Origin of the sequence: Sporotomaculum syntrophicum, from assembly GCF_009932395.1 — a bacterium.
In the GTDB taxonomy this organism is placed as follows: domain Bacteria; phylum Bacillota; class Desulfotomaculia; order Desulfotomaculales; family Desulfallaceae; genus Sporotomaculum; species Sporotomaculum syntrophicum.
The window spans coordinates 818,657-839,922 of the sequence record NZ_LSRS01000003.1; the positions used below are offsets into that span (position 1 = coordinate 818,657).

The following is a 21,266-nucleotide window of genomic DNA, read 5'->3' on the forward strand; positions in this document are numbered from 1 at the left end:
AACTTTACCATCTTCACGTTTAGTTTCGCAAATTTGCAAATATGTTCTTGTTGAACCGTCTTTATTTTTAAATGTTTTTGTTCTAGCATACATGGCACCTTAATTATAGCATGGCAATCCATATGCTAAAAGTTATTATATGGAAAACGTGGCACTACACTTTTTGAATTTCTCTAATATTGACCCTTGATTTTACTGGGTTTGTTGGAGGTTAGATTCGAAAAATGATGGAAAACTGTCAAACTCGAGATAAACAACCAGATATCAAAGCCCAAACCAATCAAGTGCCCCCTGTCTATTAACAGGGGGCATCTCAGTGTAAATAATTCATCTATATCACAATGCTAGTTTGGGTAAAAAACTCTTATTTCAACTCAACCACAGTTACCCCGCTGCCACCCTCACCCTGTTCGCCTAGACGGTAAGTTTTAACTCTGTGGTGTTCTTTTAATAAATTCTGCACTGCCGCACGCAGCGCTCCAGTACCTTTGCCGTGTACAAGCTGCACCATAGGCAACCCAGCTACACAGGCATCATCCAAGTACTTTTCCACCTCAGCCAGACCCTCATCCACCCGCATGCCACGCATATCCAACCGGGGGGATATATTGCGAGCCTTTTGCTGCACCAATTGACCTACACCGGAGCGCTGTGCACTGACGGTCTCTTTACCTGAAGTTCCACGCAATTCCTCGCGAGATATGGTCATCCTGATCATACCCACCTGCACCTGCACCTGGTCATCCTGACCGGGAGCTTCCAGCACAACACCTCGCTGGCCGTATTTTGGAATAAAAACCTCGTCTCCAGGCCCGACAACGGATAAAATTTCCGTGCTGTGCTCTAGTGAATTGTCAGGTACCTGGGAGTCCAAGCTTGATTGCAAGTGATTAAGCCGCTGCCTGATTTTGCTGATCGATTTTTCCCTAGTGTTGGTGGTCTGCTCCTTCAGAGCAGCCCGTAGTTCCTCCACTAATTGTTCAGCTTCCAATCTGGCCTTTTTAACCATTTCCCTGGATTCAGCTACTGCCCTGGAAATTATCTCATCTTTACGCAAACGTATTTTATCCGCATCTCGCATAAATTGTTCCCGGTACTGCTCCGCTTCCCGGCGAATTCTCTCCGCTTCGCTCCGCTCCTGCTCTGCTTGCATGCGAGATTTCTCCATTTCCCGCATCAAATCAGCCACTTGCACCTGTTCCTCGGTAAGAAACCCCCTGGCCTGCTGCACTATAGATTCAGCAAGTCCCAGCCGCTGGGCTATTTCAAAAGCGTTGCTACGTCCGGGCCGGCCAATCAATAACCTGTAGGTAGGTTGCAAGGTTTGGATATCAAATTCTACGCTGGCGTTTTCTACCCGCTCGTTAGCAAAGGCGTAGCTTTTTAACTCTCCATAATGGGTGGTAGCCACTACCTTAGCCCCCTGGCACCGCAGTTGATCCAGTATAGCTCGGGCAAGGGCTGAGCCTTCAGTTGGATCTGTTCCCGCACCCAGCTCATCCAATAACACTAAGCTTCTGCTGCCAGCCCCGCTTAATATTTTTATAATATTGGTGGTGTGAGATGAAAAGGTACTTAAGGATTGTTCAATACTCTGTTCATCACCAATATCAGCAAATACCTGGTCAAACATACCAATCGACGTGCCATCGTCGGCAGGCACATGCAAACCTGCATGAGCCATCAGCACCAACAGCCCCACCGTTTTTAGTGTTACTGTCTTGCCACCGGTATTAGGTCCGGTAATCACAAGCATGTCAAAGGCTTCACCCAGCTGAATACTAATCGGTACCGCCTTCACCGGTAAAAGGGGGTGCCTGCCCCGGCGAATATCTAGTTTAGCCTCTGATACAATACGCGGTGCCCAAGCATCCAGGCTTTCACTATAGCGAGCCTTGGCCAGAATGAAATCCAGCTTGCCCAAGTTCTCCAGTGCATAAAACAGTTCTTTAGCTTGCCAGCTCACAGCGTTAGATAGTTCAGTTAAAATACGCGCTATTTCCTGTTTTTCTTCAGCCAAAAGTCCGCGTGCTTCATTGTTAGCCTCTACCACTAACATCGGCTCAATAAAAACCGTTGCCCCGCTGGCCGACTGGTCGTGTACAATACCCGGTACATTAGAGCGATATTCCTGCTTAACCGGTACAACATAGCGGCCTTCCCGCATGGTAACAATGGGATCCTGCAAATACTTTTGGTAGCTGGTTGACCGGATAATTTCATTGAGCCGATCCTTAATGCGCTGCTGGGCGGCCACCAGCCGGCGTCGAATGCTGAGTAGCCGCTCCGATGCCTGGTCCAGCACTTCTCCACCAGGTGCAATCGCCAGGGCAATCTCTTTTTCCAATTCTTTAAAACTACCCAGACCTAAGGCAATTTCATGCAAACGGGTATACCGCTCTTGCCGTTCACTAAAAAAATGTTTGATTTGCCGGCAAGCTGTCAGTGTTTGCAGTACATACCACAACTCCTGAGGATCCAGCACCCCCCCCCGCTCACAGCGGCGTACCTGAGATCGGACATCATTCCAGCCATCCAGCCGCGCAGTGGGATCCAGCCGCAATAACTCCCTACCTTCAGTTACCTCGGCCAGCGCAATTAGTATTTCATCCCGGTTGCTATATGGAACCAGTTCTTCAATTAACTCCCGGCCTATTTTTGATGCCGCGAATTCAATTAACTTTCCCTTTACCCGGTCAAATTCCAGCCTCTTTAAATTGCGTACGTCCATATTCTCTCCCTGCTTGACTATGTTAATCCATTACCCCTCGATAATAATGTCCTCGGGTAAAACCAGGTCCCCCTGCCACCAGTTCCTCCATGATGGTCTGCAAATCCGGCGGGTTAGCAGGCAAATTATGCAGGCTATCCAAAACCTGCCGGTAAGTTTTAACAACCAGCGCTACATATGCTTCATTTTCCCGGCGAGCTTCAATTCTAAGTACAGCCGGTCCTGCCTGCACCAGGGAAGGAAGGGTATCCAAAAGGCACAGCTCCCGGGAATTATATATGTGCATTAAACAGCGCTGGTCTGTCTCCACAGGGAAAACTATTCCTTTACGATCCAGAAGTGCATAGGACACGTTACGGCACTGCCCGGAGCAGATGCTGTTTTCACCCTTTCCGCCCAGCACACTGCCTACCACGCAATAGCGTGATACCATCAGCGGCAATACACCATGAACAATAACCTCGGTATCTACCAGGGAGCGGCCGGCCAAGTATTTAATTTGCTCTCCGGTAAGCTCGGTAGATAAAGTGACCCGGCTGACCCCACGTTGTTTTAAAGACAAAGCGCTTACATGGTTAAAGACGTTCAGCGAAAAGTCAGTAATAAAAGGCAAATCGGTCCATTCCCGCAATGCAATAAGCCAGCCGGCAGAAGAAGCCATTACACCATCTGGGGATATTTCCAATAATGATTGAAATAATGGTAAATACTGTTTTATTTCCCGGTCGTGAGCAATACGCGGAGTCGTTAAATAAAACTTAACTCCAGCATCACTGCAGTATTGTCGAGCTTGTTGAATTTCAGCTGCATTTATCTTACTCTTGCTCTTAAATTGATCTCCACTGAAATAAACCAGCTCAGCACCGTTTTTAACCGCAGCCAGCGTCTCCGGCGCACCGCCTACCGCTACGGCCAGCGCTGGAAATTGGCCTGTCCGGTCAATTTCCTTATCATCCAACAGTACCGACATTCTAATTTCAAGATCAGAATCACATGCTTTCTTCGGCTTGCGTAACAAGGCCCTCAACTCGGTGATCTGTTCCACAACCTGCCGACGTACATCGTTTATTTCGCTGACTGGGATCATTACATTTTCGCCAAGGTCGCATTCTAGTTTATTCAATACAAAGGGGGTGTTGCCTAACCGGTTTAGCTGTTCAGCTAAAAATTCCTTCGTCAGCGGCCTATTTAGAGCATTTTGGCCAAATTGCCGGGTAGCTGCACGGGCAGATACCCAATCCTGATCAGCCGCTTCCAGTATCATTGGCTCCCCTACCCGCGCCCGCACTTTAAAATCAAGGGGTACCTGTCGTATTTCCCGGCTGGAGGAGTACGTCTGCACAGCGTTTTCCATTAGCTGTGCATCATGGGTCTTAAAGACCCTGTCCCCGGGGTAAATATGTCCCTCAAGATTAACCATTACCAGTGCCCCTACATCAGCAGATGAGGTATTTTGCCCGTTGACTAAAATTTCGTTAACTTCGGTACCCACCCGGCCTCCCCGGGTAACCCACACTTCTATACCGTCACCTACACGCAGCGGGGCCTCCAGTTCTATTTCAGCCTGATTAGTATTACGGTCATAAGAACGCACCCGGCCAAGCCTGATACCCCGGTTGTTGGGCCGTTTATAGCTCATTAGATCATGGCCCGGCACACCGTAAAAATAACCGGTAGTAAATTCACGATTGAAAACCTGGGCCAGCTGATCAGTTTCAGCATCGGTTACGAAGTAATCCCCGCCCTGGGCTGCCCGGTCAATTAAAGTACGGTATATCCTGGTCACCGTCGCTACATATTCCGGGCGCCGCATTCTGCCCTCAATTTTGAAGGCATCGATACCTGCTTTAATTAATTCCGGAATATGTAAGCTCATATTTAAATCCCGAGGGCTAAGCAGGTAATCCCCCACCTTGGTACTATCTGCCATCTGCTTGCCCTTATCGTCCACCAGGCGGTATTCCAGCCGGCATGGCTGCGCACAGCGCCCCCGGTTGCCGCTGCGTCCACCGATCATGCTGGACATCAGGCACTGCCCGGAATAACATACACAAAGAGCGCCGTGGACAAAGGTTTCCACCTCTACACCGGCGCGTTTACGTATTTCACATACCTCATCCAGACTCAGTTCCCGCGCTAATACAATGCGTTTAATACCCGCATCTCGTAAAAATGTCGCGCCGGGCACATTATGCACCGTCATTTGGGTGCTGGCGTGCAAATCTAGATCAGGGAAGAGTAGCCTGGCCAGCCATATCAACCCAAGATCCTGTACAATAAGGGCATCGGCGCCGGCGTTGTACACAATGCGTAAAAAGCGCAGGGCATCCTTAAGCTCTGTGTCAGCCAATAAAATATTCATCGTTACGTGGACTTTAACCCCGCGCACATGGGCATATTCAATGGCTCTGGCTAGTTCATCATCGTCAAAATTGTCTGCACTGTGGCGGGCATTAAAACTTTTACCACCCAGGTAAACAGCGTCTGCGCCGTTTTGCACCGCTGCCACCAACGCATCCCAGTTGCCTGCCGGTGCCAATAATTCCGGTTTTCTCATCGCAAAATCATTCTCCCTTAACTACTCTTCTCGCTTGTGCCTAAGCAATCCTGAGCAAGCTATTATCTCCAGGCCTTTTTCCTCCAGGCCATCCAGCAGTAGATTCATACCCAGCGAATCACTGGCCATATGCCCGGCAATAATAACATTAACATGGTTCTTTTCGGCTTCCTTGCGGTGTTTTTCTCCGATATGCATTACTAATAGCGTACCCACCCCGGCCTGAGAAAGTTTAGCATAAGCATCTTCGGAACCACCAGTACCGCCGGTCATATCTACCAATATTTTACCAGCCCGCCGTTCTTTAGTCCCCACCACGATAGTAGGTCCGGCATTAAGTTTGACTGCCTCAGCGTATTCAGGTATTTTTTTAAGCATTGAAAGCACATCGCCCAGCGTATCAGGTTTTTCTTGCTCCATGAGTTCCTGTAGGTAGCTGGTTACCTGGTTATCGGCCACGGTGTGGGCAGACATCAACGGGATCCCCAATATCCTTGCAGCATCAACCGCCCGGTTATGATTGACCGGCAGCAAACCACGCTTAACTTCACTTATCCGGGATGCCATGATTCCCTCGGCCACATTTATGGACACGCCGAATTGAGCCAAAATATCCTCCTGCAGATGCATAACGCCATGCAGCGCCGCTAAAGCCTTACCCTCGGGATGATGTGACATTACTAAGTCTACTTTAGAGCCTTTATCGCTCAGGCGGTCTGCCAGCAACACTTCACCAGCTTCAATATCAATCCCTACCAACATGCGCTTAACTTCCGTCTCCGGATCACCGAAGAGTATCCGGGTGTCACTATATGGGTTTACCAGACTTTCAACATCAAATTCTTTTTTTTCCACTTCTTTTAAATTATCATATTTCTTCCTGGTCAGTTCAAGATCCCGGGTTACCGCATTAGTCCCCCTTGGGTCTTTCTCCATGCCCCTAACCACAACGTACTCATAAATTTCTCTTAACTTCATTATTAACCACATCCTCTTCAAATATTTGACACCTGTGCACATGTAATAGTTATTTTCTGGATACATACCCATTATCTTGAAGGTAATAACGCAGCGGCAGTTCCGCACCCTCCTTAATTCCAACACGAGTAGTCGTAACAATGGGGGCACCAGCCTCACCCGCACATAAGAATAAATCACTCGTCGTTAAATCCAGCTGGTTGTGCTCCCGGTAGATGCCCATCGCCTGTGTCAGTTTTGCCGGTCCAGAACATAGTTCTCGGGCGTTTTCCCGGCCCCGCCGCATTTGCATCAGTGGTATGCCCAGCACTGGTTCCAGTGCACGCACCAGCACCGCCTCACCCACCCCCTCAGAGGCAGTCACCACATTAAAACAATAATGCATTCCGTATGTAAAATAGACATAAGCATAACCAGGAGGCCCAAACATAACGCTATTGCGGGGAGTCTTCCGCCGGGCCGCATGACAAGCCGGGTCACCCTGTAAATATGCCTCAGTTTCCACAACCCGACCGGCTGTAATACCTTCCGGAGTGCAGTGTACCAAAACACAACCTAACAATGCCCGGGCCACAGCAATAGTGTCCTGGGCGTAAAAATCCCTGGGTAGCACAGCATTGGACACAAAGTCACCTGGATATTTTTTTGTTACCATTATATGACACCTACATCATCAGGGCTTATTTTGTCTTGCGCAGCAAGTTACCTATGCAGTACCTTTAATAAATCGGGCAGCGGCAAAGTATTTAAGACGTGCTGCTGCTCCAGCCAAGCCCGACGGGCTACAGATACGCCGTAAATCATTTCTCCCATGCGGCGCAAGTCATGAGCATCGGTATTAATAGCCAACAGCACGCCGCTTGATTTGGCCAGCTGCACGTAAAAATCATTCAGGTCTAACCGGTCAGGTGAGGCATTAATCTCCAGCACCTTGTTATAACGGGCGGCAGCTTCAATAATTTCCTCCACATCCACAGCATAAGGCTCCCGGTGTCCCAGCAATCGCCCGGTAGGGTGCCCTATTATATCCACATGCTCATTTGCAATGGCAGCCAAAACACGCTTCGTTATCGTATCACGCTCCTGCTTAAAACCGCTGTGTATCGAGGCAACCACCACGTCAGCCTGTGCCAGTACATCGTCCGGGTGGTCGAGTCTCCCGTCCGCCAATATATCCACTTCCACTCCGGTGAGGATATAAAAATCGTCCAATTGCTTGTTCAATGCCCGAATTTTCTCAAACTGCTGCAGCAATTTTTCCAGCGGTAGACCTCTAGCTATTTTTAAATTTGGGGAGTGGTCTGTGACCGCTATATATGAGTAACCCATCTCCTTTGCCCGCTGGACCATTTCCTCAATACTGTTCACTCCGTCGCTCCAGTTGGTATGGACATGCAAATCACCCCGTATATCAGGTAATTCCAGTAAGCGGGGCAGAGTACCATTTGCAGCAGCACTAATTTCACCGTTATTTTCCCGCAGTTCAGGAACCACATACTGCAGTCCAAACAGCAGGTAGATTTCCTCTTCACTGTCTACTTTAGCTGCCTGCCCGTCCTGGCGTGCAGTCAGGAAATAACGACCGAGCCGCCAGCCCTCTTGCCAGGCCAGCAACTGTAAACGCCGCAGATGGTGCTGGCTCCCGGTGGTCCACAGCAAGGCCAGCCAATACTGATCATCGTCCACAATAACCAGTTCCACCGGAACTCCCCAGCGGCTAGCTAACCGGATCCGGCCGTGCTCTCGCCAAAGAACTTCCCCCAAAGCCGGGTGGGTAATAAAAGCTTCAATAATCTCTTCTGCTTTTTCTTTACTCTGGGTTACTGCTAACAGCTCCACATTGTAGACCAGCTCTGTCCAGCGTCTAATATCCCCGGTAACGGTGACCTTTTTCACAGTAGCCAGCTGGCCAAGGTAATCGCTTAACTCAGCCGCTAGTTCCCTTGCCACTCCCGGCGGTAAACATTGAGTTTGCTTTTTTAAACGGCCGATATTCTGCACAATGCTTAGCTCGGTTTTGGTACCCATACCGGGCAACTCCCGTATTTTCTTGCCCCGGGCCGCCTGCTCCAGCTCTGCGAGTGTGGTTACCCCCAAACGTTCATAAAGCATTTTGGCCCGCTTAGGTCCCATGCCAGGTAAGGCCATTAAATCAAGCAGTGTAGGAGGAATTTCCTGTTTCAGCGTCCTGTGCAGGTGACATTCACCATTATCTAGCATTTCACCGATTTTAGCGATAATATTTTTTCCTAAGCCCGGGACGTTTTTTAATTCCCCGCTGACGTATAACTCTGCCACAGGCTGCTGTAACCCTATAATTGCCCTGGCAGCCCGTCGGTAGGCCCTGGTTTTAAAGAACTCTTCGCCTTTAAAATCCAACAAATCGGCCATTTGATAAAGTGCCCAGGCAATTTCTGCGTTTCTCATGCACCATGCCTTTCCTTTAGCTGTGATAACTGATAAATATTGTTTTATATCATTTTGGGAATTAACAATAATCTATCCCGAAAAATATAAAAAAACTCATGAAGCCCGCTCCATGAGTGTACATGGTATCTATTTGTTCGGTTTACTTTCGGGTTCCAGAATCTGCACCAAGCTATCATATTCTTCACGTAAAATAAAAAGTTCTTCAGTAATATTAAGAGCTACCAGAACTGCGGCCTTGTACAAGGAGAGCCTGGGATTGCGCCGCATAACCAGCTTAATTTGCTCATCCACATGCCTGGACATCTTAAAAATATTTTCCGGTGATGTATCTCCTTTTAATGTGTAGCGTACACCATTAATTTCAACATCCACCAGGTTCAGTTCATCTGACATGGTCGGCCCTCCCTAGCAATTATCGGACACACTTTATATGTAATTCGGCAATTTATTTAATAATTCCTGCTGCCAAATCGCATAAATTAATCGGGTAGGAGGCTACCCATTAATTGGGTAGCCGACCTCCCACACCACTGCTCATGCGGTTCCGCAAGCAGCGGTTCCAAAGTTTACACATTACTTCGCAGAATAACATCCCATTAAACTAAGGTAACCGGCACGTTCGAATCTCCGGTTGTGTAAGGCCGTTAACAAAATTGGGCTATGGGCTGTGTGCCAATAGCCTTTTCTTGTGTTTGCCCACATCCATGCCTGTTCTTCCTTGATTCCCAGGCGCTTGAGGTTCTTGAAACGCGTTCGGACTTTCTTCCATCTTTTCCATGTCACCATCCGTATGCGGCTTCTGATCCATTCATCCAAGCCTTGTATCAGTTTCTTTGCATCAGCCAGCTTGAAGTAATTCATCCATCCCCGAACCATTTGGTTCAGTCGGAGTCTCCTTGCCTCGATTCCCATCCCGTTGCTGCGACCAGTTACTTCCCGGACTTTGTCCTTGAATTTCTGGACGCTCTTAGGGTGTATCCTGAGCCTTCCTTCTCCTTTGTAGATATAGAAGCTGTACCCCAGGTATTTGACCTTGCTTACGTATGCCACTCGTGTCTTTTCCCGATTCACTTTCAGGAATAACTTCCCTTCGATGTACGGTGAAATGTGGTCTAGCGTACGTCCTGCCGCCTTCCTGCTTTTGCAGAATATCATCATGTCATCAGCGTAGCGGACAAAGCGGTGTCCACGTTTCTCCAGTTCATGGTCACACTCATTCAGCATAATGTTTCTAAGCAATGGACTCAGTGGTCCACCTTGCGGCACTCCTTGGGGGCTGTCCTCAAACAATCCTTTCACCATAACCCCTGCTCGCAGGAATTTGTGTATAAGCGAGATAACCCCTCCATCCTTTATCGTCTCCGATAATATCTGGATGAGTTTGCTCTGGTTGACCGTATCAAAATACTTTTCCAAGTCCATATCGACTACCCATCTGTAGCCCTCTGTAATGTTGGTCTGGCATCTTTTGAGCGCGTCATGGGCACTCCTTTTCGGTCGGAATCCAAAGCTGTTGTCTGAAAACTGCTTCTCGAAGAGGGGGCTCAGAATCTGACAGATGGCTTGTTGGATTAACCTGTCTACGACGGTTGGTATCCCCAGTTTTCTGGTTTTCCCGTTCTCTTTGGGTATTTCCACCCTACGTACGGGTTTAGGGCGGTATTTACCATCCCGGAGGGATTGCACGAGTTCATTCTTGTTTTCCTTGAGGAAGTGTAGAAGTTCATCTACCTGCATTCCGTCAATTCCACCCGCGCCTTTGTTCTTCTTTACTTGTTTATATGCGCGGTTCAGATTATCTCTGCTCAAAATTTGCTCCAGCAATCCTTCCCTCTGCTGGTTTGTGTCGGTACTGTCGGTTTCAGCCATCTTCGGTGACGCGCACACTTCTGCATACTCTTTCTGTTCCGCAGATACCATTTGCAGATAGTCTTCAAATCGAAGTTGTCTGCGTTTTATTTTGTCACTATCAGTGGCTTTCATTGACCTGCACCTCCTTTGGTTCAGCCCTTCCTTCGGTGCCTAGAACACCTCTGTACTATGGCCTCGGCTGACTCCTCACGATAAATCTTGTTTCAACCGGGCATCATACTCTGTTTCAGCCCGTCCGTGAGGCCTCCCCGGGTAAGAGCGCAGTCTTTCCTTCCATCTATCTGCCACATCTACACCGTAAGCTTCCGGATAGTTTAGGGCTTCAGTTTGTTCGGCAACCTTACCCAGCTTACGTATGCCTTATGTGATTCCTGTTCGTCAGACCAGAAGTTTGCCTCCGGCTTCCTTCAGATTCCACCTCACGATGGACACCCTTGCCTTTGGCTATGTGCTTGGCACTATCAACCCGCACTCGGGACTTTCACCCGTTAGACTGCGCCCATGCCGGGCGCACCGAAAGAAACGGGCAATTAGCTTGCCCGTTTTTGCTCTTTATTGTCTTAATATTGCCCCGAAATCCCTTTGCAAAGCCTCCATGATAGCATCAGTTTTATAAGCAACTTCCTCATCTGTAAGCGTACGGTCCACAGCCTGGAACTTTAAAGCAAAAGCCATGCTGTGCTGGTCAGAAGCAAACTGTGCACCGCGATAGATATCAAACACTTGCACATCACGCAAAATATCACCGCCATGCTGATAAATTTTGTCAATGATTTGCTGGGACGGAATATCTTGACGAACCACTATAGCCAAATCTCGTTCCACACCTGGGTATTTGGGCAGCGGGTGATACTTTTTAGACGTACTAGCAACCTGGATTAGACGGTGGAAATTAAGCTCCATTGCCACCACTCTTTGGGTAAGGTCATAACTTTCCTGCACGTCGGGATGCAGTTCACCAATCACACCCAACTCTACATCGCCAGCCAGCACTTTGGCAGTCCGTCCTGGATGAGAACCGAATATATCGGTAGCAGGCCGGTAAGATACATCCTTTATCCCCACATAGGCCAACAGCGTATCCAGACACCCCTTCAGGTAATAAAAATCCATCGATACGGGTTGGGTATTCCAGCTTCCTGGAGTAAAACCAGTAACTGCCGCTGCCAGCATGGGCACTTCTTTGGGCAATATCTCTCCTGCCCGCGGATAAAACACCCTACCTAATTCAAAAACAGCACCGTCCTTAAGACGTCGATTGCTATTGCGCTGCAGCACTTCAAGCAAGCCCGGGAACAACAGCGTGCGCATCACGGCCTGTTCTTCACTTAACGGGTTTTGCAACTGTACTGCATTACGATACCGGTGCTCCTTTGGCAGCCCTACCCGGTCAAATACCCTGTTATTCATAAAGCTATACGTAATTACTTCTTTAAAACCGCTCCGGGCAAGGAAATCTTTTACTTTGAGTGCCAAGCGCTGAGCTACGGTCCTTGAACCCTGGGTAATCACACCGGTGGGTAAAGTATTTTTCACATTTTTATACCCGTACAGCCGAGCAACTTCCTCGATTAGATCAACCTCAATGCTAATATCTGGCCGGTACCCTGGGATATGTACCAGTAACCCGTTATGATCCTCCTGCACTTTAAAATGCAGGCGAGTCAACAGCTTGCTGATTTCGGCAGTAGTTAAATCAGTATCCAAGTACTGGTTTACCCGGTCGGGGCGGAGCAGAACAGTTTTCTCAACTGCAGGCTCGGGATAATTATCTACCACAAGATCCACAGTGTCAGCTGCACCCATGTCTTGCAGCAAGGCAGCTGCCCGGTCTGCAGCCCGCAGGCAGCCCGTTATGTCAATACCCTTTTCAAACCGGGAGGAGGATTCAGAGCGCAGTCCTAAATCCCGCGAGGTACGCCGTACACTAATTGGTTTAAAGTAGGCCGATTCCAACAAAACAGCTGTGGTGTCCTCCATAACCTCGGATTCCAGGCCACCCATAACTCCGGCAACCGCTACCGGGCCGCCCGGGTCAGCAATAACCAGCATATCCGAAACCAATTTTCTTTCCGCTTTATCCAGAGAAATAATTGTCTCACCAGATGCCGCCCGGCGCACGATGATGTGACCGTCTTGAAGTTTATCATAATCAAAAGCATGCATGGGCTGGCCCATTTCCAACATTACATAGTTTGTCACATCTACCACGTTGCTGATTGGCCGTACTCCGGCAGCCCGCAGACGCTGCTGCATCCAGGCCGGAGATGGCCCTATTTTAACGTTTTTAAGCAGCCTGGCCACATAACGGCGGCACAAGTCTGCATCATCAATATCTACTCGCACTCGGTCCTGCAGTTCGGGCGGGATTTCGGACAATTGAACAGCGGGCATTTTTAAAGGTTTTTGCAGCAGGGCTGCCACTTCCCGGGCAACACCTAACATGCTCATACAATCGCCCCGGTTAGGAGTAAGCTCCAGCTCCATGATTATATCATCCAATCCAAGCAAAGGCTTAACATCCACACCTACAGGTGTATCAGCAGATAAAATCATAATCCCGTGCTGCTGCTCTTCGGGTAAGATATCAGGGTCCATGCCCAATTCCGCGCCCGAGCAAAGCATACCACGTGACTCCACCCCGCGCAGCTTGGCCTTTTTGATTGTCAAGCCACCGGCCAGTTTGGCACCCACTACAGCTACAGGAACCACTTGACCTTCCCGAACATTGGTGGCTCCGGTAACTATCTGTGTTTGTTCCTCCCCACCCAACGACACTTGACAAATCACCAGTTTATCTGCGTTGGGATGCGTATCTATTTTAATTATTTTGCCTGTAAAAACCTTCTCAATTTCCTTACCTGGTTCTTCCATACCCTCTACTGCCAGACCAGCTAAGGTTAATGACTCGGCAAGCGCAGCAGGGGAAACGTCTATATCCACATATTCCTTTAGCCAGTTAAAGGATACACGCAAGAGTTTCAACCTCCTTTAAACTATTTAATAATCTATAACTAAATATTTTAAAAAACACAAGTGCATTCAGGCTTAAGCCCGCCATTAAAACTGCGCTAAGAATCTTAAGTCGTTATCAAACAGTAAACGCAGATCATCAATGCCGTATTTAAGCATAGTAATGCGTTCCACCCCCATACCAAAGGCAAAACCGGTGACTTCCTCAGGATTATAGCCCGATACCTCCAACACCCGAGGGTGCACCATACCACAGCCCAGAATTTCCAGCCAACCTGAATGGGAACAAACCCGGCAGCCCTGACCGCCGCACATAACACAGGAAATATCCACTTCGGCGCTAGGTTCAGTGAAAGGGAAGAAGCTGGACCGAAATCTAGTTTTGGTGGTTTGGCCAAACATTTTTTCCACAAACACCTGCAAAGTACCCTTTAAGTCGGCAAATGTCACCCGGCGGTCTACCACCAGGCCTTCTACCTGATTAAACATTGGGGAGTGGGTGGCATCGTCATCACGGCGGTACACCCGGCCAGGAGCAATAATGCGCACCGGCAGACCGGGCGCAGTTCTCTCCATTGTACGCACCTGGACCGGAGAAGTATGGGTGCGTAGCAGCACCTCAGGGTTGATGAAAAAAGAATCCTGCATATCGCGAGCCGGATGGTCCTTTGGTAAATTCAGCGCTTCAAAGTTATAGAAGTCCGTTTCAATTTCCGGCCCTTCTTCAATGGTGTAGCCCATGCCCAAGAAAATATCTTCAATTTCTTCCTGAATAACTGATAAGGGATGCCTGTGCCCCCTCATAAAGACGGTACCAGGCAGCGTCACATCAATTTTTTCTGCTTCCAGCTGAACCCTTCTAAGTGTTTCCTTAATTTCAACTGTACGCCGCTCCAATACCTCCTCTATACTCGAACGCACTTCATTAGCGAGCTGGCCAACTACCGGCCGCTCCTCGGCAGGTAGAGCACCCATACCCCGCAGTACAACGGTTAACAAACCCTTTTTACCCAAAAAACGCACCCGGATATCATTTAACTCTTCTAAGTTACTAGCCCCAGATAATACCTGATTTGCCTCAAGTAAAATATTTTTTAACTTATCCTGCATATATAAATCCCCCTCAAAATAAATAGCAATTGCTCCTATTATTTCCACCTTATATAGACAAAATAAAAAACCGCCCCAAGGGACGGAATAATCCGCGGTACCACCCTAATTTCGTGCATAAAAAGCTCAACCACTTAGCCCGGGCCGTGGTTATTATCGGCCCGGCTCCCGGTAACGGCGAGAATCCGGCTACACCTACTAAAAAAGTTCAGCTGCAGTTCCGGGGTGAATTTGAGCGGAATTAGCACTTAATGAGGCTTCCAGTCTATGGCCTCATTTCCCTGGCAGGCAAAAAGCCGCTTACTTATCCCCTTCATAACCGTTTATTATCTGCAATTAATTATTGTTACACTAGTGGACAGCAAGTCTTCTATAAAGCATATATGCCCGGATGGAACCCGTTGCTTCAAACAGCCTCCAAAAAAAATCGGCGGTTAAAAACACTTTAACCACAACCTTTCCCATATTTTTTGGGGACCTTTTATTGAAAAGATTATATCATATGGCAGTTTTGAAAACAAGTAAGCTTTTATAGGGTTCTCTGGCGAACCGCCTCATAAAGCATTATTCCGGCAGCCACCCCGGCATTTAACGATTCTGCCCGCCCTGGCATAGGTATACGTACTTTTTCACAGGCCGCCTGACGTACTGCGCCTGATACGCCGTCAGCCTCACTGCCCACAGCCAGCACCACCCGGCCTGTCAAGTCACACTGGTGGATCAGCTTACCGGCACCGGGCTCACCAACCACTAAGCGCCAGCCTGCCTCAGGTATCTGTAAAAGCAACCTGTCCGATTCACCTACGGAAATTAACGGCACATGAAATATAGAGCCCATCGTCGAGCGCAGTGTTTTAGGATTATACGGATCTACAGAACCCTTGAGCAGAAGCACACCACCCGCCCCGGCAGCATCAGCACAGCGGATCACAGTGCCTAAATTGCCCGGATCCCGGATACCATCCACCAGCACCATCAAATCTCGACCCTGTGCAGCCCAAATCCTCGGGTCTGCCTCCAGTTCCTCCGGTACCCGAGCTACTGCCAGCATCCCCTGAGGCGATTCAGTATCCGCCAATTTTTGGAACAGCGAATCATCCACAGTCAAGAGAGGCACACACCGCCGGGCTAGAATCTCCAGCAACTGGCCTGCCCGGTACTGCACAGCTATTCCAGGTGTATGCATTACCAGTTCTAAAGGCCAGTTTACCTTTAATGCCTCCTCCAGGAAACGCACCCCTTCAATAATAAATTTTCTTTCCCGCTCTCGGAATTTGCGCTGAGCCAGGCGGCGCACATATTTTATGTGCAAATTATGCTTACTTTGTAGCATTTGCTTTGAGTGTTCCCCCTAAACAAGAAAAACGCGCCCATTCGGTTCCCTTAAGCGCGCGCTTTTCAGTACTTTAATCCTTAGCGTTTGCCAAAAATATGGCAAGCATAATTCCTAAAGTACAAAAATAAGCATGGTAAAAAAACTGCCATGCTCATCATTTCCGCTGACTGCTCATACAAACACGCAGGCAAAAGTAGGCGCAGCATATAATTATGAATGCGCCTGACTCTTAGCCATTTCTACCAACTGTCCAAAAGCCTTGCTGTCATTCACAGCCAAATCAGCCAGCACTTTACGGTTAATATCCACCCCGGCATTTTTCAGACCATTGATGAAACGGTTGTAAGACATGCCATTATCCCGTGCGGCGGCATTGATGCGGGTAATCCAAAGTCTCCTAAAATCACGCTTTCTAGCTTTACGGTCCCGGTAAGCGTACATCAAGGACTTCATGACCTGCTGATTGGCTACCCGGAACAGTTTGCTTTTTGAACCCCTATAGCCTTTGGCCAGTTTTAAAATTTTCTTGTGTCTTTTACGTGAAACCACACTACTCTTCGCCCGTGGCATGGTTATTCCTCCTTTTTTGCGGACTAAACTTTTACTAGATTAAGGGAGAAGACGCTGTAGTTTAGCTTCATTAGTTTTATCAACCATAACAGCCTTACGCAGATTACGCTTGCGTTTGGCCGACTTCTTCCCTAAAATATGACTGTGAAATGCATGCGAACCCTTGAATTTACCTGTCCCCGTCTTTTTAAAACGTTTTGCGGCACCACGATGTGTTTTGATTTTTGGCATTGGTACCTTCACTCCTTCCTTGTAGATAGCACTATTCTTGCTGCTGCTTGGGTGCCAAAATCATAATCATATTTTTGCCCTCAAGCTTGGGCTGTCTTTCCACATTAGCCAGTTCAGCGACTTGTTCCGCCATCCGGAGCAAAAGATTTTTGCCAAGATCGGGATGCACGATCTGCCGGCCACGAAACATTATGGTTAACTTGACTTTATCACCGTCTTTTAAGAAACGAATGGCGTTTTTAGCTTTAACGTCAAAATCATGATCATCAATATTCGGTCTTAACTTCACTTCTTTAACATTGATGATACGCTGATTTTTCCTGGCTTCTTTCTCCCGTTTGCCTTGTTCAAACTTAAATTTGCCGTAATCCATGATCCGGCAAACCGGCGGCTTTGCCTGTGGAGCTATTTCAACCAGATCCAACTGTTTTTCCTCCGCCAGCTTAAGCGCCTCACGGGCAGACAGTACACCCAGTTGTTTACCGTCTTCATCCACCACTCTAATTTCTTTGACCCGAATATTTTCATTTATCCGATGGTCCCTAGAGATAAATTTCACCTCCCTATAAATTAAAAAAGCGGGTGCATGCACCCGCTAAATCGTTACCGAAAACATATCAACATTTACGGTAGTTCACGTTAACCCTTAAACAATCCCTTTGGGTGTTACGGGGTGAGAAGCGAGTAGCTTCTACTTTAGTATTCAATATATACAGTTTATGGTTTATTATATCACATCCAATAGACACCGTCAACTTTCCTGTCAATTGGGAACACTGTTACATAGCTTATTTACACTCTTTACTATTAATTTCCTGCACCAGAGCTTCGACAAACTGTTCCAGCTGCACTGCTCCTAGATCTCCCTGGCTACGGTGGCGTACCGCCACTGCCCCTGTCTCGGTTTCCCGGTCGCCTACCACCAACATGTAGGGTGTTTTTTGCGCCTGAGCTTCTCTAATTTTATAATTGACCTTTTCATTACGGGCATCCAATTCCACCCGGATATCTTTTTGCGCAAGCGTCGCCACAACCTTATGAGCATATTCCAGGTGCCGGTCGGTAATGGGCAGCACCTTTACTTGCACCGGGGCTAGCCAGACTGGGAAAGCTCCGGCAAAATGCTCGATGATAATACCGATAAACCGCTCGATACTGCCGAACACAACCCGGTGAATCATAACCGGGCGATGCTTTAGGCCATCTTCGCCAATATAAGTAAGGTCAAATTTTTCAGGCATTTGGAAGTCTAATTGAATAGTTCCACACTGCCAGGTTCGACCCAGACAATCCTCCAAATGAAAATCTATCTTGGGACCGTAAAAGGCACCGTCTCCTTCATTAATTTTATAGGGCAGCTCCCGTGCTTCCAGGGCATCTTGCAAAGTACTCGTGGCCAATTCCCACATTGCTTCGGAACCCATTGCCTTTTCCGGCCTGGTGGAAAGCTCCACATAGTATTTAAAGCCAAACACCTGGTAAAAATCATTGATCAGATCAATAACACCTATAATTTCATCTTTTATCTGCGAAGGTAGCATAAATATATGCGCATCATCCTGGGTAAAGCAACGCACCCGCATTAACCCATGCAGCACCCCGGAAAGCTCGTGCCGGTGGACCAGCCCTAGCTCGGCCATGCGGATGGGCAGCTCGCGATAGCTATGCGGCCGGCTCTTGTAAATCAGCATACTGCCCGGGCAGTTCATCGGCTTGATCGCATAGTCATTTTCATCGATACGGGTAAAGTACATATTTTCCCGGTAATGGTCCCAGTGCCCGCTTTGCTCCCACAGCGACTGGTTTAAGATCATCGGCGAGCGTATTTCGTCATAGCCCCGCTTTTTATGCTCTTCATGCCAAAATTTTTCCAGCTCATTGCGCAAGATCATGCCCTTGGGATGGAAAAAAGGGAACCCGGGGCCTTCCTCATGAATACTAAACAAGTCAAGTTCCGCCCCCAGCTTGCGGTGATCCCTGCGTTTAGCTTCTTCCAAGCGATGCAGGTGTTCTTCCAGCTGTGATTTTTTGGGAAATGCGGTGCCATAGATACGCTGCAGCATTTTGTTGTGTTCACTGCCACGCCAGTAAGCCCCAGCTACACTGAGTAATTTCAGAGCCTTCAGCCGTCCGGTTGAGGGCACATGCGGGCCGGCGCATAAATCCTCGAATTCACCCTGCCGGTAACAGGAGATCACCGCGTCCTCCGGCAAGTCCTCAACCAACTCTACCTTATACTGCTCTCCCCGCTCAGCAAATTTGCGCAGGGCATCTTCACGGGACAGCTCCACTCTGTCAAAGGCCCAATCTTCTTTAATGATCTTATCCATTTCTGCTTCAATATCAGCCAGTTGCTCTGGGGTAAAGCTTTGTTCCTTGTCAAAATCATAATAAAAACCATTGGCAATGGCCGGGCCGATCGCCAGTTTGGTGCCAGGATACAGTCTCTGTACGGCCTGGGCCAGTACATGTGAGGCACTATGTCGAAAAACCTTCTTACCTTCTTCGCTGTCAAAGGTTAAAAATTCCACCTCACAGTCTTGTTCTATTTTTTCATTTAAGTCAGTTGATTTACCGTCAACCTTGGCCACCAATGCATCCTTAGCCAGTCTGGGGCTAATATTATTGGCCACTTCTAATAAAGATGTTCCAGGCGCGTAACTGCGCACCGAACCATCTTTTAAAGTTACGTTAACCATTTTTACAGATACCCCTTTCCTAAATTAAACGGCCGATAAAATAATAACGCCCCCGGCACAAATGCCAGGGGCGGGATATTATCCCACGGTTCCACCCTGATTGAAAACCTCGCAAGGTCTTTGCTTAAAGGCGTATAACGGCGCCAACACCGGCTGTATTTACTATGATTTCGATACAACTGTTTAAAGGTGGTTTTCAACTCCCCGTTTACAAAGGTGCTTCCAGCCACTGGCACCCTTTCTCTGGGAACCGGTCGGAGTTTACTTTTCCTTATCATAACATTTTACTATTATTGTTAAATCATTATACATTAATTATTATATTTAACTTCTAGCTTATTGTCAACGGCGCAGATTATTGTTGCCGACAGAGCGAGCAGCCCTGGCATTTAGTAACCCGCTCAGCAAACACCTGGCAAATAGTATCCAGGGTACTAGCTGGAAAATTACCGTCTCCCATATGCACCGTGATTTTTCTGGGAGCAATCGTAATCAAAGCACTGATTAGTAAATCCTCATAATTAATTTCACTTTCAGCCAGCTCAACCATAAAATCCTTTAAATAGTCACTATTAATAACCCGGCCAATTTCATCGTATAATTGGAATACACCACTGGGACGCAGCACCACATTAACCAGTTCTGCACGAGGATCTTGAATGTTCACGAAATACCTCAACAACTGGATAAATTCCTGGTATTCCCGTTCACTTAAAAAATCATCTACCGCCTGATCGGCTACATCATATAAATCGTTAACATATTCCTTAAGTCGAAAGCGAACAAAACCGTCAATCACCAGATTACAGTTAAAATTTAAGTATTCGGTCAGCCGGCGCAGTATCCACAGTCTATTCTTTTCCCTACTTTTTTCATTATGATTTAATTTTTTCTGGGCATAATCATAAATAGTTACCTTTTCTTCTTCATCAAAATAATAATAATTGTTTCTGATAATATCTTTAAGCAGCTTATCCTTCCATTTGCTGGTAATCAAATCGGCAATCACACTCGCTATTTGGCGCTTGAAAACCGGTTCTAGCTGCTCACTGCCAGAAACGCTGCAAGCTAAAAATGTAAGGCTGCCAACCGGACTTTCCTCCATACGCACATCCAAACCTTGGTTCTTAAGCGCCCTAAGTTCCTTGCCCAGAGAATCTTTAAGGAATTCTTGATGGTGCGCAGCACCAATGGAAAGGCAATGTGACATTATGATAATCCTCCTTATGTATAACATTATATGTTAACACATTTTATGTTTTCCTATAAATTGCTATACGGCTAATGGTTGTGCTACAAGTATGAGCAAATAATATAACAATAATGTCAGGTAAATTATTAGTACCTGCCATAAGGCTGTGCTTTATAATAATACTCAGCATTATGACCTAAAAAAGACATGGAGTTTACCTCAATAGAATTAACTGAGCTTTAGTTAAACGAGCTATTACTTTACTTTTTTGAACCCTCGCACATTTAAGTTTTTTAGGCTCAGGTATTCTTTAAGGCGACCAAAGCAGCGCTCGACGGATGTACGTTTATTGTATATTTTGGTCCAGTTCTTACTGCCACGATGGGGAGTGTTAAACCGTCTGGGGTCATCTTTAACCCGTGTTTTCACTACTAGCCCGTAGTTTGAAGAAGAGCACCAGGCTAAACCATGTGGGCAGTTTACTTTACCCAAAACATGCGGGCACCTAAATTTATTGCAACCATTCTTATCACTACCCCAGTAGATCATAGGGTAACCACCGGAGCAAATAGGGGTGCCGTTAAAAT

Annotated in this window: 16 protein-coding genes, 1 pseudogene and 2 other annotated features; all 17 genes and pseudogenes read right to left on the reverse strand. The window is 47.5% G+C overall.

From position 1 onward, the window contains the following. Positions 1–364: 364 nt before the first annotated feature. Positions 365–2,731, reverse strand: a complete 2,367-nt coding sequence (locus tag SPSYN_RS08895; RefSeq protein ID WP_161822091.1) for an endonuclease MutS2 — start codon at positions 2,729–2,731, stop codon at positions 365–367. A 22-nt stretch (positions 2,732–2,753) separates the two neighbouring features. Beyond that, on the reverse strand, positions 2,754–5,288 hold the full coding sequence (locus SPSYN_RS08900; RefSeq protein WP_161822092.1) for a U32 family peptidase: 2,535 nt from the start codon (positions 5,286–5,288) through the stop codon (positions 2,754–2,756). A gap of 21 nt (positions 5,289–5,309) precedes the next feature. Further along, positions 5,310–6,266: a Nif3-like dinuclear metal center hexameric protein gene (locus tag SPSYN_RS08905; RefSeq protein ID WP_161822093.1), complete on the reverse strand. Its 957-nt coding sequence runs from the start codon at positions 6,264–6,266 to the stop codon at positions 5,310–5,312. 49 nt (positions 6,267–6,315) lie between these two features. Next, positions 6,316–6,921 carry a DNA-3-methyladenine glycosylase gene (locus SPSYN_RS08910; protein ID WP_161822094.1) on the reverse strand — a complete coding sequence of 202 codons (606 nt, stop codon included), beginning with the start codon at positions 6,919–6,921 and terminating at the stop codon, positions 6,316–6,318. Positions 6,922–6,968: 47 nt separating this feature from the next. After that, positions 6,969–8,693, reverse strand: a complete 1,725-nt coding sequence (gene polX / locus SPSYN_RS08915; protein WP_161822095.1) for a DNA polymerase/3'-5' exonuclease PolX — start codon at positions 8,691–8,693, stop codon at positions 6,969–6,971. A 129-nt stretch (positions 8,694–8,822) separates the two neighbouring features. Continuing rightward, positions 8,823–9,089, reverse strand: a complete 267-nt coding sequence (locus SPSYN_RS08920) for a cell division protein ZapA (RefSeq protein WP_161822096.1) — start codon at positions 9,087–9,089, stop codon at positions 8,823–8,825. A gap of 180 nt (positions 9,090–9,269) precedes the next feature. Next, positions 9,270–10,679 carry a group II intron reverse transcriptase/maturase gene (ltrA, locus tag SPSYN_RS08925; RefSeq protein ID WP_161822097.1) on the reverse strand — a complete coding sequence of 470 codons (1,410 nt, stop codon included), beginning with the start codon at positions 10,677–10,679 and terminating at the stop codon, positions 9,270–9,272. A 441-nt stretch (positions 10,680–11,120) separates the two neighbouring features. After that, positions 11,121–13,544, reverse strand: coding sequence for a phenylalanine--tRNA ligase subunit beta (gene pheT / locus SPSYN_RS08930; RefSeq protein WP_161822098.1), 2,424 nt, complete (start codon positions 13,542–13,544; stop codon positions 11,121–11,123). 84 nt (positions 13,545–13,628) lie between these two features. Beyond that, complete coding sequence (gene pheS / locus SPSYN_RS08935) at positions 13,629–14,651, reverse strand: phenylalanine--tRNA ligase subunit alpha (protein WP_161822099.1); 1,023 nt, start codon at positions 14,649–14,651, stop codon at positions 13,629–13,631. 75 nt (positions 14,652–14,726) lie between these two features. After that, positions 14,727–14,977 (reverse strand) — a binding site (T-box leader). Positions 14,978–15,002: 25 nt separating this feature from the next. Beyond that, a complete protein-coding gene (locus tag SPSYN_RS08940; RefSeq protein ID WP_161822100.1) occupies positions 15,003–15,116 on the reverse strand; it encodes a YqzL family protein in 114 nt (37 codons plus the stop codon). 64 nt (positions 15,117–15,180) lie between these two features. After that, a complete protein-coding gene (locus SPSYN_RS08945; protein WP_161822101.1) occupies positions 15,181–15,984 on the reverse strand; it encodes a TrmH family RNA methyltransferase in 804 nt (267 codons plus the stop codon). 213 nt (positions 15,985–16,197) lie between these two features. Next, a complete protein-coding gene (rplT, locus tag SPSYN_RS08950; protein WP_161822102.1) occupies positions 16,198–16,557 on the reverse strand; it encodes a 50S ribosomal protein L20 in 360 nt (119 codons plus the stop codon). A gap of 39 nt (positions 16,558–16,596) precedes the next feature. Continuing rightward, positions 16,597–16,788 carry a 50S ribosomal protein L35 gene (gene rpmI, locus SPSYN_RS08955; RefSeq protein ID WP_161822103.1) on the reverse strand — a complete coding sequence of 64 codons (192 nt, stop codon included), beginning with the start codon at positions 16,786–16,788 and terminating at the stop codon, positions 16,597–16,599. Positions 16,789–16,819: 31 nt separating this feature from the next. Continuing rightward, entirely contained in the window at positions 16,820–17,338 is a 519-nt protein-coding gene (infC, locus tag SPSYN_RS08960) for a translation initiation factor IF-3 (RefSeq protein WP_243152999.1), read from the reverse strand. 238 nt (positions 17,339–17,576) lie between these two features. After that, entirely contained in the window at positions 17,577–19,487 is a 1,911-nt protein-coding gene (gene thrS / locus SPSYN_RS08965) for a threonine--tRNA ligase (RefSeq protein ID WP_161822105.1), read from the reverse strand. A 63-nt stretch (positions 19,488–19,550) separates the two neighbouring features. Continuing rightward, positions 19,551–19,774 (reverse strand) — a binding site (T-box leader). A 68-nt stretch (positions 19,775–19,842) separates the two neighbouring features. Further along, positions 19,843–20,697, reverse strand: a complete 855-nt coding sequence (gene ytxC, locus SPSYN_RS08970) for a putative sporulation protein YtxC (protein ID WP_161822106.1) — start codon at positions 20,695–20,697, stop codon at positions 19,843–19,845. Positions 20,698–20,940: 243 nt separating this feature from the next. After that, a pseudogene (locus SPSYN_RS08975) lies at positions 20,941–21,266 on the reverse strand (transposase); the annotation flags it as partial.